Annotated in this window: 16 protein-coding genes; 3 read left to right on the top strand and 13 right to left on the bottom strand. The window is 60.0% G+C overall.

Translation table 11 applies throughout. The features are described from left to right. Positions 1 to 123: 123 nt before the first annotated feature. The 7 genes from zapE to sdhC form a co-directional block, all read right to left on the bottom strand. Positions 124 to 1,287, bottom strand: coding sequence for a cell division protein ZapE (gene zapE, locus AC1D2N_RS12175; protein ID WP_130653210.1), 1,164 nt, complete (start codon positions 1,285 to 1,287; stop codon positions 124 to 126). A 47-nt stretch (positions 1,288 to 1,334) separates the two neighbouring features. Further along, a complete protein-coding gene (locus AC1D2N_RS12170) occupies positions 1,335 to 1,850 on the bottom strand; it encodes a protease inhibitor Inh/omp19 family protein (RefSeq protein WP_003543526.1) in 516 nt (171 codons plus the stop codon). Between the two features lie 136 nt (positions 1,851 to 1,986). Beyond that, complete coding sequence (locus AC1D2N_RS12165; protein WP_026230953.1) at positions 1,987 to 2,805, bottom strand: nucleotidyltransferase domain-containing protein; 819 nt, start codon at positions 2,803 to 2,805, stop codon at positions 1,987 to 1,989. Between the two features lie 5 nt (positions 2,806 to 2,810). Continuing rightward, positions 2,811 to 3,590 (bottom strand): succinate dehydrogenase iron-sulfur subunit, encoded by a 780-nt coding sequence (locus tag AC1D2N_RS12160; protein ID WP_003567268.1) that lies wholly within the window; start codon positions 3,588 to 3,590, stop codon positions 2,811 to 2,813. Positions 3,591 to 3,608: 18 nt separating this feature from the next. After that, positions 3,609 to 5,450 carry a succinate dehydrogenase flavoprotein subunit gene (gene sdhA / locus AC1D2N_RS12155; protein WP_047620318.1) on the bottom strand — a complete coding sequence of 614 codons (1,842 nt, stop codon included), beginning with the start codon at positions 5,448 to 5,450 and terminating at the stop codon, positions 3,609 to 3,611. Positions 5,451 to 5,456: 6 nt separating this feature from the next. Beyond that, a complete protein-coding gene (sdhD, locus tag AC1D2N_RS12150) occupies positions 5,457 to 5,837 on the bottom strand; it encodes a succinate dehydrogenase, hydrophobic membrane anchor protein (RefSeq protein WP_018448193.1) in 381 nt (126 codons plus the stop codon). Positions 5,838 to 5,847: 10 nt separating this feature from the next. Then, positions 5,848 to 6,243 carry a succinate dehydrogenase, cytochrome b556 subunit gene (gene sdhC, locus AC1D2N_RS12145; protein WP_018243894.1) on the bottom strand — a complete coding sequence of 132 codons (396 nt, stop codon included), beginning with the start codon at positions 6,241 to 6,243 and terminating at the stop codon, positions 5,848 to 5,850. Positions 6,244 to 6,558: 315 nt separating this feature from the next. On the opposite strand from sdhC, the gene AC1D2N_RS12140 reads away from it, so the two are divergent. Further along, on the top strand, positions 6,559 to 7,053 hold the full coding sequence (locus AC1D2N_RS12140) for a hypothetical protein (protein WP_113542465.1): 495 nt from the start codon (positions 6,559 to 6,561) through the stop codon (positions 7,051 to 7,053). Between the two features lie 325 nt (positions 7,054 to 7,378). Here AC1D2N_RS12140 and AC1D2N_RS12135 read toward each other — a convergent pair whose 3' ends face one another. The 6 genes from AC1D2N_RS12135 to AC1D2N_RS12110 all read right to left on the bottom strand — a co-directional run bounded on the left by AC1D2N_RS12135 (position 7,379) and on the right by AC1D2N_RS12110 (position 12,849). Beyond that, on the bottom strand, positions 7,379 to 7,732 hold the full coding sequence (locus AC1D2N_RS12135) for a RidA family protein (protein ID WP_130653211.1): 354 nt from the start codon (positions 7,730 to 7,732) through the stop codon (positions 7,379 to 7,381). 175 nt (positions 7,733 to 7,907) lie between these two features. Further along, positions 7,908 to 8,777 carry a LysR family transcriptional regulator gene (locus AC1D2N_RS12130; RefSeq protein WP_018448196.1) on the bottom strand — a complete coding sequence of 290 codons (870 nt, stop codon included), beginning with the start codon at positions 8,775 to 8,777 and terminating at the stop codon, positions 7,908 to 7,910. Positions 8,778 to 8,884: 107 nt separating this feature from the next. Further along, positions 8,885 to 9,949 (bottom strand): ABC transporter ATP-binding protein, encoded by a 1,065-nt coding sequence (locus tag AC1D2N_RS12125; RefSeq protein WP_130653212.1) that lies wholly within the window; start codon positions 9,947 to 9,949, stop codon positions 8,885 to 8,887. Positions 9,950 to 9,959: 10 nt separating this feature from the next. Then, a complete protein-coding gene (locus AC1D2N_RS12120; RefSeq protein WP_130653213.1) occupies positions 9,960 to 10,799 on the bottom strand; it encodes an ABC transporter permease in 840 nt (279 codons plus the stop codon). After that, positions 10,796 to 11,680 (bottom strand): ABC transporter permease, encoded by an 885-nt coding sequence (locus tag AC1D2N_RS12115; protein ID WP_130653214.1) that lies wholly within the window; start codon positions 11,678 to 11,680, stop codon positions 10,796 to 10,798. The genes AC1D2N_RS12120 and AC1D2N_RS12115 overlap by 4 nt, the downstream gene beginning before the upstream one ends. A gap of 92 nt (positions 11,681 to 11,772) precedes the next feature. Next, the gene (locus tag AC1D2N_RS12110; protein ID WP_047620315.1) at positions 11,773 to 12,849 is read right to left on the bottom strand and encodes an extracellular solute-binding protein; all 1,077 of its coding nucleotides are present in this window, start codon (positions 12,847 to 12,849) and stop codon (positions 11,773 to 11,775) included. Positions 12,850 to 13,110: 261 nt separating this feature from the next. Between AC1D2N_RS12110 and speB the strand changes: the two genes are divergently transcribed. Then, positions 13,111 to 14,172 carry an agmatinase gene (speB, locus tag AC1D2N_RS12105; RefSeq protein WP_182564522.1) on the top strand — a complete coding sequence of 354 codons (1,062 nt, stop codon included), beginning with the start codon at positions 13,111 to 13,113 and terminating at the stop codon, positions 14,170 to 14,172. Between the two features lie 84 nt (positions 14,173 to 14,256). Beyond that, the gene (locus AC1D2N_RS12100) at positions 14,257 to 15,054 is read left to right on the top strand and encodes a transporter substrate-binding domain-containing protein (RefSeq protein WP_130653215.1); all 798 of its coding nucleotides are present in this window, start codon (positions 14,257 to 14,259) and stop codon (positions 15,052 to 15,054) included. Positions 15,055 to 15,113: the final 59 nt, after the last annotated feature.

The following is a 15,113-nucleotide window of genomic DNA, read 5'->3' as shown; positions in this document are numbered from 1 at the left end:
CAATGACGCACTCGCATAGACCCAAAGCCAAAAAATGGCAATTCATTATTTTTGATGCAGCGTTTTCAATCGTTTAGATACAAAAATTCTTACGTAAACGTAAGACATTCTGTCACTGAATTGTTACTCTGCGGCGCGTTTCTCATGGTGCAGCGCAAGATATTCCGCACTGCGCATCTCGAACAGGCGCGATGCCGTGCGGTCGAATTCGAAGCCCTCGGTGCCCCGGCGCTGCAATAGCAGTTCCTCCGGCATGGCCGCCGCGGAAATGTAAAGCCGCACGGCATGATCGTAAAACGTATCGACCAGAATGATGAACCGTTTGATCTGGTTCCGCTTTTCCGGCCCGAGCAACGGAATGTGATCGAGGAAGACCGTATCGAAGCGTTCGGCGATGGCCAGGAAGTCGACCGCCCCGAGCGGTTTGTCGCAAAGATCGGCGAAAGAGAACCGCGCCATGCGGTCGACGGCGAGCGGCACATGGATGTGGCGCCCCTTCATCGGAATATCCTGCGGCTGCGCCTTGCGCCCATGCAGCGCCTGTGTCCAGGACGCGTCCATCGCCATGTCGTTATGCTCGTTGATCGGCACCAGATAGACCGGCTGACTGCTCAGCTTCTCCATCCGGTAGTCGGTCGGCGAATCCAGGGTGACGACATCGACATGCTGCTTGAGCAAGGCGACGAACGGCAGGAAGAGGCCGCGATTGAGGCCATCCGTGTAGAGATTGTCGGGCTCGACGTTCGAGGTCGCGACCAGCACGCATCCGCGCGCGAAGAGCTCGGAGAACAGCCGCGACAGAATCATCGCATCGGCGATGTCGGTGACCGTGAACTCGTCGAAGCAGAGCAGCTCTGCCTCCGCGTAGAGCGCTGCGGCGACCGGCGGCATCGGATCGGCCTGCTTCGTCTCGCCGTTCTTGAGCTTCAGCCGGTGTGCCGCGATGCGGTTGTGCACATCCGCCATGAATTCGTGGAAATGCGCCCGCCGTTTCTTCCTGCACGGCGCCATTGCGAAGAACATGTCCATCAGCATGGTCTTGCCGCGCCCGACGCTGCCGTGGATGTAAAGCCCCTTGATGCCGTCGGCGGACTTCTTCTTGGCGGCAAACAGCCAGCCAAGCGCACTCGATTTTGCCGCCGGCCGCCGCTGCTTCAGCCCGGCAAGCACCCGATCGAGGCTCTTTGCCACGTCCAACTGGGCGGAATCAACCTGGAGCGCGCCCGATGCGGTCAGCGCTTTAAGCTGTTCGCAGACGCTGAGCGCATAATCCGGCATTGGTTGCATGAGGGCATATCCGCCTGTCAGTCATCGCAGGAGACCTGCTGGAACATTTAGCGGCTGAGACTAATCGACTGGCCCGTGCTCGTCTGCCCCTCAAAGCGGTTGTCGGCCGTCTTGTAGACGCTGCCGAGCTGGTTGCCGGAGCGGTCCTTGAGCAGCACTTGCTTGCCGGCGACCTCCCAGGAGCCCATCGCCGTCAGCTCGCCGACGCAGCCACGCGTTCCGCCGCGCGAACCGCTGCCGAGATTGGTGAGCGTCAGGAACATGTCGCAACTGCCGTTGACACGCCAGCTTCCGACCATCGATTCCTTGGTAATATCGAGCGCATTTGCTGCCATTGCGCCAGGCTGAGCGCCCGGCATCGGCGCCGTCGTCGTCGGCGCGGCCGGAAACTGCGAGCTGCCGGTCGGCGGAGGAAGCTGCCCACCCTGCACCGAGGGAACCGGCTGCGCCGTCAACGGCGCCGGGCCGGCACTGGCGTTGGAGCTGTAATCATATGCCGTACGCTGACAACCGGCTAGCGACAGAACCACCACCAGACCTGTCATCGCATATCGCAACTGCATCATCATACTCCTGAATTCGGCTATCGCCGTAGAGAAACGGGCGTGAGACAAGTCCGATTATCGTAATTCGATTTGGTTAATCAAGTCGTGCTGCATAAATTGCCCGTGACAACAACTAACCGAAAAACGATACAGTTCAACTGTCCCGCTGCAAAACTTCCTGCACATAGAATTTGTCAGCAAGGTGTTGCGCGCGTTCATCTCTGTCAGGATCCCTGTCGAACTCGCGCAATGTCTCGGAATAGCGCTCCAGTGCACCCTGCAGGAACACTTGCACCAGTGCCGGCGGCAGGCCCACACCCATTTCGCGCGTCTGCTTCTTGACATGCACGAGATCGAGTATCGCTGCCCGAAGTTCCGGCGCGACGGAGATCGTCTCAAGGCATTCCAGCATATTCATCGGCGGTAGCACGCGATATGAACGCTGTCGCATCCATTCGAGCGCGATGGCCGGACGCAGAGCATAGAGCAGCGTCTTCAGCTTGATCACGTCTTCGCCATGGCTTTGAAAATGCCGCCGCATAAGTCCGACATAATGCGCAGCGACCTTCTCCGGCACCATGACGCGATCAAGAAACGCGCCGAGACGGGAGCGAAAACCAGCTTCCTCTTCGTAGGCGATCGGCGATTTCAGCCATTCTACCACCACGGCGTTTCCCTTGAGCGCAAGCCGCAACGCCTTTCTGAGATCCCAACCGCCGGTATCGATATCGCCAATGATCGGGAACTCGATGACATCGCGCGCCGAAACAAGAGCAAGATGATGCTCGACGGGACGGATGTAGACAAAGCGACAATCATAATCGCTGTCGGGAGATGGAAAGCCCCAGGCGCGGCTACCACTTTCGATCGCAAAACCGATGCGGATGCCCTGTTCGCGCACAGAGGCAAGCCGCGACCTGATCTCTGTGACGGCTTCGGGATCGAAGCCGTCGATTCCGCCATCGGCATGCACGCTGATCAAACCCGGCGCTCGACCATCATCTTCTTGATTTCGGCGATCGCCTTGGCCGGGTTGAGGCCCTTCGGGCAGGTCTGCGCACAGTTCATGATCGTGTGGCAGCGATAGAGGCGGAATGGATCCTCGAGATTGTCGAGGCGCTCGCCGGTCGCCTCGTCTCTGGAATCGATCAGCCAGCGATAGGCCTGCAGCAGAACGGCCGGACCGAGATAGCGGTCGCCGTTCCACCAGTAGCTCGGACAGGAGGTCGAGCAGCAGGCGCAGAGGATGCATTCATAGAGGCCGTCCAGCTTCTGCCGGTCCTCATGGCTCTGCTTCCATTCCTTGGCCGGCGCCGGCGACACTGTCTTCAGCCATGGCTCGATCGAACGATGCTGGGCATAGAAGTTGGTGAGGTCCGGAACCAGATCCTTGACGACGGGCAGATGCGGCAGCGGATAGATCTTCACCGCGCCCTTGATATCGTCGAGGCCCTTGGTGCAAGCGAGCGTATTCGTGCCGTCGATATTCATCGCGCAGGAGCCGCAGATGCCCTCGCGACAGGAACGGCGCAGCGTCAGCGTCGGGTCGATCTTGTTCTTGATGTAGAGAAGACCGTCGAGCACCATCGGCCCGCAATCGTCGACATCGATGTAGAAGGTGTCGATCGACGGGTTCTGACCGTCATCCGGGCTCCAGCGGTAGACGCGGAATTCGCGGGTGTTCTTGGCACCCGCCGGCTTCGGCCAGACCTTGCCTTCGCGCATCTGAGAATTCTTGGGGAGAGCGAGTTCAACCATGTCCGGTTCCTCTTGAGATCAGTACACGCGAGCCTTCGGCTCGATCTTGTGCGGATCGATGCCTTCGGCGATCAGCTCGGTGTGGACCGGCCGGTAGTCGAGTTTCACGTCGCCTGCTTCGTTCACCCAGGCGAGTGTGTGCTTGCGCCAGTTGACGTCGTCGCGGCCCGCGAATGCACCCTCGGTATAGTCTTCCCGAGCATGCGAACCGCGGCTCTCCTTGCGGGCCTCGGCGCCATAGATCGTCGTGATGGCGTTAGCCATCAGGTTCTGCAACTCCAACGTCTCGACCAGATCCGAGTTCCAGATCATCGAGCGGTCGGTGACCTTGATGTCCTTCATCTCGCCCCAGATTGCCGAGATGCGCTGGCAACCGGATTCCAGCGATTCCTGCGTGCGGAAGACGGCAGCGTCTTCCTGCATGGCGCGCTGCATCTTCTCGCGCAGTTCCGCCGTCGGCGTGCCGCCGCTGGCATGACGCAGACCGTCGAAGCGGTCCATGATCTTGTCGCAGGCTGCGACGTTGAGATGCGGGATCGGCGCTGCGCGGTCGATGACCTCGCCGGCACGGATCGCAGCGGCGCGGCCGAAGACCACCAGGTCGATCAGCGAGTTGGAGCCGAGACGGTTGGCGCCGTGCACCGAGGCACAGCCGGCTTCACCCACAGCCATCAGGCCGGGGATGATCCGTTCCGGATTGGCACTGTCGGCGTTCAGCACTTCGCCCCAATAATTCGTCGGTATGCCGCCCATATTATAGTGAACGGTCGGCAGAACCGGGATTGGCTCGCGCGTGACGTCGACGCCCGCGAAGATCTTGGCGCTCTCGGAAATCCCCGGCAGGCGCTCATGCAGAACGGCCGGATCGAGGTGGTCGAGATGCAGGAAGATGTGGTCCTTGTTCTTGCCGACACCGCGGCCTTCACGGATCTCCAGCGTCATGCAGCGCGAAACGACGTCGCGCGAGGCAAGGTCCTTGGCCGAAGGCGCGTAACGCTCCATGAAGCGCTCGCCCTCGGAGTTGACCAGGTAACCGCCTTCGCCGCGCGCGCCTTCGGTGATCAGACAGCCCGAACCGTAGATGCCGGTCGGGTGAAACTGGACGAATTCCATGTCCTGCAGCGGCAGGCCGGCACGCGCCACCATGCCGCCGCCGTCACCGGTGCAGGTATGGGCCGACGTTGCCGAGAAATAGGCGCGGCCGTAGCCGCCAGTCGCCAGCACCACCATCTTGGCGGCGAAGCGATGGATGGTGCCGTCATCGAGGCACCAGGCGACGACGCCGGTGCAGCGGCTGCCGTCTTCCGACATGATCAGGTCGAGCGCGAAGTACTCGATGAAGAATTCGGCATTGTTGCGCAGCGACTGGCCGTAGAGCGTATGCAGAATGGCGTGGCCGGTACGGTCGGCAACGGCGCAGGTGCGCTGTACCGGCGGGCCTTCACCGTAATTCTGCATGTGGCCGCCGAACGGGCGCTGATAGATCTTGCCTTCCTCGTTGCGCGAGAACGGCACGCCGTAATGCTCGAGCTCATAGACCGCCTTCGGCGCTTCCATGGTGAGATACTGCATGGCGTCGACGTCGCCGAGCCAGTCGGAACCCTTGACGGTGTCGTAGAGGTGCCACTGCCAGCTATCCGGCGTCATGTTGCGCAGCGAAGCGGCGATACCGCCCTGAGCCGCGACCGTATGCGAGCGGGTCGGAAACACCTTGGTGATGCAGGCCGTGCGGAAACCCTGCTCGGCCATGCCGAGCGTGGCGCGCAGCCCGGCGCCGCCGGCGCCGACGACGATCACGTCGTAGGAGTGATCGACATACTTGTAGGCCTTGCCATTCTGGGCGGGTGAAGTCGGTGCCATATCAGCTTATCCTACGAATGCGATTTTCAGAATGGCGAAGAGACAGAGGCCGGCGATCAGGATCGCAAAAAACGTGTTCAGCATCAGGAGAACGATCTTGCCGAACTCGCCATGCACGTAATCCTCGATGATGACCTGCATGCCGAGCTTCATATGAATGACGCCCGAGATCACCATCAGCCCCATGACGACCGCGACGAAGGGGTTCGACAAGGCGCGAACCACATCCGCATAGGGCGCGCCGGCATAGGCGAGCATGAATATGACGAAGAACAGGATGAGCGGAACATTGGCGACGGCCGTCAGCCGCTGACGCCAGAAATGGTCCGTGCCGTCCTTGGCGGAGCCGAGCCCGCGAACCTTGCCGAGGGGGGTGCGCATATCCATGAGAGGACCTTCAGAAGCGAATGAGGAAGCCGATCACCCAGACCAGCACGGTCAGACAGAGCGACCCGATGATGTTGGCGATGGCGAGCTTGGTCGAGAACTCTTTCCCGAAGCCATAGCCGAGATCCCACATGAAGTGGCGGAAGCCGCCGAGCATGTGGTGCAGCAGCGCCCATGTATAGCCGAGAAGCACGAGCTTGCCGAGAAGGCTGCCGAGCACCCAATTGGCCCAGTCATAGGAGCCCTGGCCGCTTGCCGCCGCGATCAGCCACCAGGCGACGAGCACCGTGCCGACATAGAGCGCGCCACCGGTAATGCGGTGAACGATGGACATGACCATGGTGGGAATAGGCTTGTAGATTTGCAGATGCGGCGATAGGGGCCGGTTATTTGTCACGTTCGCCATCAGAACCTCGCGGCGGCTTCTCTGCGCTCCCGGATTTCGGAGCATGCTCAGTCAACCACACGAATGACAAAATTCTCTGTGTGCGTTGCATCAATTGCGACGTTTAATCACCGGGAACGCCGACGACAAGCACAATCGCTGTCTGCTTTTAATTTAATCGATTCGCGTTACCGGGAAGTTCGCAGGCTAAAGAAACTGGTCTTTTCCGCTCAAATTTTGTGCCGGTTGTCCGACCTGAATGGACAAGCTTCGGCTTTTGGCGCAATCTGGCGTTAACGATTTGTTAGGGATCGGAATTCCGGAGGCCGGCCACCCATGTTTCGCAGTCTGTCCGCAGTCGCCCTGCTTGCCCTATCCGCGCTTGCTGCACTCCCCGCCGAAGCCGGCGACCGCCGCAACGATCATCGTTTTCCCGGCCATCGTCACGCTTTCCACGGCGGATTGCTCCTCGGCGAACGTATCGGCTGGCGCGATGGTGGCATCCGTTTCGACAACGCTTATCGATACCGGAACCGCAAAGAACGGATGCCGTTCCTGAAACAGTTTTCATCGCCGGCGACCAATCGCGTCGCCCGCAACAATCTCATCGTCGTCGTACCCCAGGTGCAGGGTGGTGGCAGCGGCGACACTTATGCCGGCTCTTCCTATGTCTATCAGGCCGATGGCGGAACCTATGTCGGCGGCGACGGCTATGGCTTTTATCCCCCCGCACGATCTGAGCAACTGGCACCGAAGGCAAAGGTCATCGATATCGCCGTTCAAGACGATCCCTGCGCCTACGAGGCCAATGTCTGTGTCATCCGGCCTTAGAGCATGATGCCGAAAGTGCGGAATTCTGTAGCAAATTCCGAGGCCGCTCTTTGTCTTACCTTACCGATACATCATCCCTTGATCACAAAAGGTCGCAAAGCATCCGCCACCTTTGCCCCTAGAGCAATTCCAGGAAAAGTGCGAAGCGGTTTTCCGTCCGGAATTGCGTAAAAACAAAAGCCTAGAGCCGTCCTGCGCTTCCGTTAAAAGCTGAACCGCTCTAGCAAGACATGGCCCTCTTCGACGAAATGTAGACCGTCCTGCTTCAAGCACTTCCGGGTCCGGCTTTGCTGACAAGAGTGTGAAGATGACGAATACAGGCGGTTCAAATTTGCCCGGCCTCACTCTTTCGCGACGCGGCTACGTCAATACGGATGGCGCACATCGGCGGGAGATTCTTGTCCTCAAACGTTGCCCGCCGTGGCGTTCCGCTATCAGGCATCCAAGCATCCCAGGCTCTGTTCATTTCCTCGAAAGAGGCAAGGTCCCTGAGCCAAATGTTGACGAGAATGATCTCTGACTTGTCGGTACCTTCGCGTATCAGCATGTCATTGATGCGCTCCAGTATTTCGTTGGTTTGTGCCGTCACGCTCGCCCCCCTCGTGAGGTTTGCGACCTGGCCGGGCAGATAGGCGGCATCTGCGAGGAGAGTTTCGTCAACTTTGGCTTGCCCCATCATCGTATTCGCAGACTTCCATGAATGCTTGAAATTGGGTCGTCGACCCTTCATCCGATCACTGTGCGGCTTCGATCGCCACTTCGGTAGGGGGAATTAAATTGACCCGATATAATGGAAGCTGAACGCTCCCAGAGCCTTTCCCGGTCAGAATGCTGCAAGCTGACCAAGAAAGGCTCTAGCTCGACAATATGGCCGTATGCCGCGAAATGAAGTCCACAAGATAGCGCGCACCTTCGGCCGTCTCGGATTGAGCATACAGACCGATTTCGATGCGCACCGGACCGGGCAGGTCCGCCGATCTGTCAAGTGTCCGGCAGCCCTCCGGTTTCGTGTTGAGCATCATTGGCGCGATACCGATACCAACGCGAACCGCGGTCGCCATGGCCACCAGCGTCGATGCGACGCACGCCGTCTTCCACTTGACGTTCCGCTGGGACAGAGCGGCAAGCGTCGGGAGCGTCCAGGGACACTCCTCCTCGAACATAATGATGGGAAGCGGCTTTTCCGCATCCGCCACGAAGTCGGATCTGACCGTCCACATCAAATATTCGGTCCAGATCAGGGTCGGTTTTCGCGCGAGGCAGGTGATGTCGCAAACCACGAGATCCAGCTTCCCGTCTTCAAACAGGCTGGCGAGGCGGCGATTCGGCTCGACAATGATGTCGATATCGACCTTCGGGTTCTGCGCCCTGAAGTCACTAAGAATGTCGATCAGGTGGCCGGCTGCGAAGTCCTCAACGACGCCGAGGCGAATGCGGTCCTCGATCATCTTGCCTGTCAGCCTTTTCTCGACCTCGTCGCTGAGGGCGACCATTTCGCGGGCATAAGCCAGCATGATCTGCCCATGGCTCGTGAGCTCGAGGCCTTTTGACGAACGCGAAAACAGCGTAACGCCGACAAGCTCCTCCAGCTTGCGGATCTGCATGCTCACGGCGGCCTGCGTTCTGTTCAGCTTGACGGCTGCTCCATTGACGGTGCCGATCTCCGCGACGGTCAGAAATGCGCGAAGCAGATAGGAATCAAGATCAAGCATCAGAAGCCGCATTCCAAAGTTTGGGGCGCTCGAGTGCTGAGGGCCTCTCCGCCTATAAGCGGATATTGGACGAACCATGTCCTTCCGACAACTGGTGACCCTTAGTCGGGAATGCCAGCTTATCGCGCGAACAGAACGCATGCCTCGGGCGGAATGGAAACACTGATCTCCTGCCCGCGAGCAAAGGCTATGTCTGGACGGTTCGGGCAAGCCGAGATTATGCGGTCGCCGCTGACGAGATCCAGAACGATATGCCTGAAGGCGCCGAGTGTCACAACATCGGCAACGCGTCCGGGCATGGCCCCGGCAGCCGGAGCGCCGGACGATATCTCGACGCTTTCCGGCCTCACGCAAATCTCGGCGGCACCTGAAAGGCTTCCCGTGGACGCGACCGGAAACTCCCAGCCGGATTCGGAGCGAAATTTGCCGGCTGTTCCGCCCGCGGCCGAAATCGAGCCATGAATCCAATTCGTCCGCCCCATGAAATCCGCGACGAAACGCGAGTCTGGACGCCAATACACATCATCCGGCCTGCCGGATTGCATGATGGCTCCACGGTTCATCACGAATATGCGCTCTCCCAGGCTCATCGCCTCCTCCTGGTCGTGGGTTACCACGATTGCGGTCGAGCCGACCGCGGCGAGCACATCCTTCAATTCGGTGCGCAGCTCATGTCGAAGTTTGGCGTCGAGCGCCGACAGGGGCTCATCCAGAAGAACAAGGCTCGGATGGGTGGCGAGCGCCCGCGCAAGCGCAACACGCTGCTGCTGGCCGCCGCTCAGCTGGTGCGGTCGCCGCTGTCCGAAACCGACGAGCCGGACGAGCTCGAGCATCTCGGCAATGCGGCGAGGTATTTGCCCCGGCGGATGGTTGCGATGGCGAAGCCCGTAGCCGATGTTCTGTTCGACGGTCATATGCGGGAAAAGAGCGTAGTGCTGGAACAGCAGCCCGACATTGCGCTCATAGGGTTTCAATCCGGCCATCGGCTCGCCGTCGATCAGGATCGAGCCTTTGTCGGGCCGCTCGAATCCGGCGATGAGCCGAAGAATGGTGGTCTTGCCGCAGCCGCTCGGTCCAAGCAGTGCGATTGTTTCACCTGGGTTCACCGAGAAGGAGATATTACCGAGCGCGACCGTTTCGCCGAAGCGCTTGCTGACCCCTTGAAATTCCACGGCAGAAATCATCGTATTGTCCTCATGAACGAAACAGACCCTGACCGACGACAGTGTCGAAGCCGACGACTCGGTCCAGCACAACGATCAGCAACGCGGTGACGGCAATCAGGACCACGGCCGCCGCAGCGATCGTCAGATCGAAAGCCGCGCGCATGTTGCTGACCAGCGTAACAGGCAAGGTCGTTGCCGACGGATCGCTCAGAAAGAGACTGATCGATACGTCATCTATCGAAATTGCGAAGGCGAAGATCGCGCCGGTGACGACGCCGGTCCGCATGAGCGGTAGGGTAATGGTCCAGAAGGCCTGGCGCTCGGTGGCGCCGAGAACCATTGCGGCTTCCGTCAATCGTTGGTCGCTGCCAAGAAGGCTGGCGAGGCTGGTCCTTATGCAATAGGGCAACGTCACGATCACGTGGCCGAGGAGCAGGCGCGCCATACCATTTGTGATACCGGCCTTGGAAAGGAAAAGCAGCAGACCGAATCCAATGACGACCGGCGGAACAATGAGTGGCGAGAGAAAGGCCGAAGTCAGCGCTGCCTTTCCTGGAAAATTGCCACGGGCAAGGCCAACGGCCGCCGCCGTTCCGATCGTGACGGACAGAACCGTCGTGAGTACCGCCAAGATGAGGCTGGTGCGTAGGCTGGTAAGGATATCCGCCTGAGAGACGAGCCGTTCGAACCAGTGAAGCGACAAGGCAGGCGGCGGCAGTGGACCGAGGTAGGTCCTGGCGTCGAATGCCATAAGGCATGTTATCACCAAGGGGATGGCGAGGAACGCCAATCCAAGGCCGATGACACCGTAGGCGAGGGAACCGGCGATCCGGTCCCCGGTTCGCGCTGCAAGAGATTGTCTGCTCATCGGGAAACCTTCCAGGCCTGCGCAAACGTTATGACAGCGACGACCGCCAAGGCCGCGGCAAGCATGACGAGCGAGATCGCCGCGCCGCTCGGATAGTTGGCGATATCGCTGAACCGGGTGTAGATGACGTTCGATATGAAAAGCACCCGGCCCCTCCCGAGCACCATGGGAATGACGAAGGCGCTGATCGCGAAAGTCAGCGAGACAAGCGTGCTTGAGATCAGAGCCGGGAAGCTCAGGGGAAGCGTGATCGACAAATGGGCTTTCCATCCCGGCGCGCCGAGCGACTGGGCTGCATCGAACAGACGCGGATCGATCGATTGCATCGCGCCAATCAGCGTTAGCGTTGCGACCGGTATGATCGAGTGAACCAGGCCCGCAGTAACGACGATATTGATATATTCGCGGCTGTTGGGCGAAAGGCCAAGTGTCAAGAGGAGGGGTCGGAAGATGCCGACCGACCCGAAGGTCAGTTCGATCGCGTATGTCTTGATCAGGACGCTGGATAGAACAAGCGTAATCAAAAAGCCGAGGGTGAGCGCGCGCATCCGCGGGGAAATGCGCCGCACGATAAAGTAGGCCAGCGGAAATGCCACAAGCTGGCCGATGATCGCGGCAACTCCACCGATCCAGAAGGTCGTCAGCAGGACACTCGCAAACGCCTGGTTTGCAAGCTCGTAATAGTTTTGGACCGTTGCCGCGGCATTTTCAACGGAACCGACGCGCCCCGGCGTAAACTCCTTCAAGCTTTCGATTGCCAGATTGATTAATGGTGACAGAAAACCGAATGCGAACACCAGGAGGGCTGGCCCGAGCGTCAGGGCCGCATCTCGGCGATCAGATATTGAAATGGCAACGGGTTGCCGCCTAACCTTGGTCATGGTGGAACAGCCTTCCTCGCCCCTAGGGGCCATGAGAAAGGCAGGTTATCGAATCCCGCGCTCGCGCCTTCGATAACCTGCCGCGAGGTGCCTTAGAGCAACGGGGCGATGTCCTGTTCCCAGCGCTTGGACCAGGCATCCTGCTGTTCGAGAACGACATTGTAGTCCGGCACATAGACGAAGCTCGAAAACTCGTCCGACGTGAAGGACAGATGCTTCAGATTGTCGGGCGTGACCGCCTTGCTGTTCAATGGCGCTTCGCCCGCCACCTTGGCGTAGAGCGAGTTCATGTCCGGGCTGATTGCGAAGTTGACGAAATCGAGCGTTGCCTTGGTGTTCGGTCTATTCTTCAGTACGCCGAAACCGCTCTGGTAGAGGAAGGCCTTGAAGTTGCTGTCCTTGGTGAAACGAGTAACCGGGAAGTTCTTCGCCACGGCCGCCCAGCCGGGCTCGGCGAAGAAGCCGACGGAGGTCTCGCCCGACGTCAGCGAATTGGTGAAATCGATATCGGTGATGGCGACGCGGCCGATATTGCCGGATTTCGCCAATTCCGTCATGAGCTTCCATCCAGGTTCCATATTCGTTTCACTGCCGCCAGCGTGAAGGGCGAGCGCGACAATCTGGAGCATCATGCTCTGTGTTGGGCCTGGCCAGCAGATCGCACCCTTAAGATCGGGGCTGAGCAGATCATCGATGGTCTTCACAGCGATAGGGGCCGTGTCGGTTCGGGCGCCGAAATACATGCCGCCAACTGCGCGTGGGACCGCTTTGATATTGCCCTTGCCATCACGAATGATGATTTTCTCGGGAATATTCGCAAGGTTGGGAACATCGGCAGGATTGATGGTCTCGAGCCAATCCTCCTTCACCATGCTGTTGAATGAGCCTTCCCAGCCAGCGACGTAGTCGTAGTCGACATTCGGCCAGACTGCCTTGATCTTTGGCAGGATAGCGCCCGCGCCGCCCTGATGAAGAACCCAGTTGAATGTCGCCGCATTCTGGTCGGCGGCAATCTGCTTCATAGCTTCGACGACCTCGCCGCCCCATTCGACGGCGGTGAGATTGCCGCTGCCGGCTGCGGCGGATCTCGCAAACCCGGTCATCGTGCCGGCAATCCCCGCGGCAGCGGCGGATCCGAGGAAGCGGCGGCGTGTCATATCGTGCAACATGGTAGGTTCCCTTTGTTGTCGGCCCTCTGCTGGACCGTTCGCATCGGAGACTGCTTGGAGGTTACCAACCGCGGTAGTGGGAAAATTCTCGCCGGGTTATAAAGTTTTCTGAACGCCCGGATGAACGCACTACCCGCTTCGCGCAGCCTCGGCCGGGCTGGTCTATCAAGAATCGTTATATCCCCTCTCGAATTTTCGCGGTTCCAAGAGAAGCGGGCGGCGCCGATGATGATGGCAGCATCAATACCGCGGGAGCCTGCCTTGACCATTGACCGGGATTTTCTGGAAGACTTGAGAAAGCGCTTCGGCAGCGCTGCAGGCGGGGAGATGGAAGATCCGCACTTCCGCGCCGTGGCGGCCAGCGTATTCAAGGACGGCGACAGCCGCAAATGGCCCTTCGCCGACCCTGCGACCTTTCTGGACGCCCGTTTCATCGAGAACGGCTTGCGCCCCGAGGTGCTTGAAGCGCTTGACGTGGCCCTGATCGGCGTGCCGATGGATCTCGGCGTCACCAATCGTGCCGGCGCGCGGCTGGGGCCGCGGGCCGTCCGGGCTGTCGAGCGTGTGGGGCCCTACGAACATGTTCTGCGTGTCGCGCCGATGGGAGGGTTAAAGGTCGCCGACGTCGGCGACGTGCCGATGCGCAGCCGGTTCGGCTTGGCCGAGTGCCATGCCGACATCGAGGCCTGCTACCGGATGATCGCGGCAACAGGGGTTATCCCGCTGTCGGTCGGCGGCGACCATTCGATCTCCGGCGCCATTCTCAAGGGCCTGGCGGCCAGTCAGCCGGTAGGCATGATCCACATCGACGCTCACTGCGATACCGCTGGTCCCTATGAGGGCTCCAAGTTCCACCACGGCGCGCCCTTCCGCGAGGCAGTTCTGGCGGGCGTGCTCGATCCGAAGCGTACGATCCAGATCGGCATCCGCGGCGGCGGCGAATATCTCTGGGAGTTCTCCTTTGCCGCCGGCATGACCGTCATCCACGCCGAAGAGGTGGCGGAGATGGGCCTCAAGGCGGTGATCGCAAAGGCTCTGGAGGTTGTCGGCGCCGGTCCGACCTATCTCAGTTTCGACGTGGACAGCCTCGATCCGGCCTTCGCTCCGGGAACCGGCACGCCAGAAGTCGGCGGGCTTCAGCCGAGGGAGGTCCTGACGCTGCTGCGCGGCTTCAAGGGCATCAACCTCATCGGCGGCGACGTCGTGGAAATCGCGCCGCAATACGACAATACCACCAACACCGCGCAGATCGCCGCGCAGGTCCTGTTCGAACTCCTGTGCCTCGCGATGTTCAGTCCCGCGGTCAGGACAAACGTGACCTGAGAACCAGCTCCACAGCGGCAGCGTGCCTCGCGCCCGCTGCCATCCATCACCTGTCGCACAACACGTCYCAAAAAGGGGAACGACATGACTGCTCTTATGAAATTGCGCTACACCGCCACCGCGGCAATTGCCGTGTTCGGCATCCTGGCAGGAGCCGCACAGGCCGACGAACTTGCCGATATCAAGGCCGCAGGCGAGATCAACATCGGCATCTTCTCCGATTTCCCACCCTTCTCTTCGGCAAGCGCCGATATGAGCATCAAGGGCTATGACGTCGACGTCGCCCAGAAAATTGCCGACGGGCTCGGCGTGAAACTCAATCTCGTGAGCGTTACCGGCCAGAACAGGATCGCCTACCTGAACGACGACCGCGTCGACCTGCTGATGAGCGTCGGCTATTCGAAGGAGCGCGCCGAGGTTATCGATTATGCCGCCCCGTACGCCCCCTACTATATCGCCGTCATCGGTCCGGCAGCACTGAAGGTGAGCAGCAAGGAAGACCTCGCCGACAAGACCGTTGCCGTCAATCGTGGGACGCTCGAAGACACGTCGCTGACGGCAGCTGCGCCCGGATCGGCTGCGATCCAGCGTTTCGAGAACTACAATTCGGTCATCCAGGCCTTCATATCCGGCCAGACCCAGTTGATGGTGGTCGGCAACGATGTCGGTGCGCAGGTTCTGGCACGACAGGACGAACTGAAGCCGGAGCAGAAGTTCCAGCTCCTCAGCTCCCCCTCGCACATCGCGCTCCGCAAGGGCGAGGAAGGCCTGAAGAAGGCTGTCAATGACAGCGTCGCCGCAATGATCGCCGATGGTTCGCTCGACACAAGCTCGAAGAGCTGGCTGAAAGCGCCGCTCAACCCTGAAAACCTGAAGGACTGACGAGGACGGCCTCCCACTCACCAGAGCATGATGCCGAAAACTGTAAGCGATTCCGGTGG

It is taken from the genome of Rhizobium sp. P1_B8, assembly GCF_056406515.1.
The sequence above is the reverse complement of the archived record's forward strand: the minus strand, read 5'-3'. Positions and strand labels throughout refer to the sequence as shown.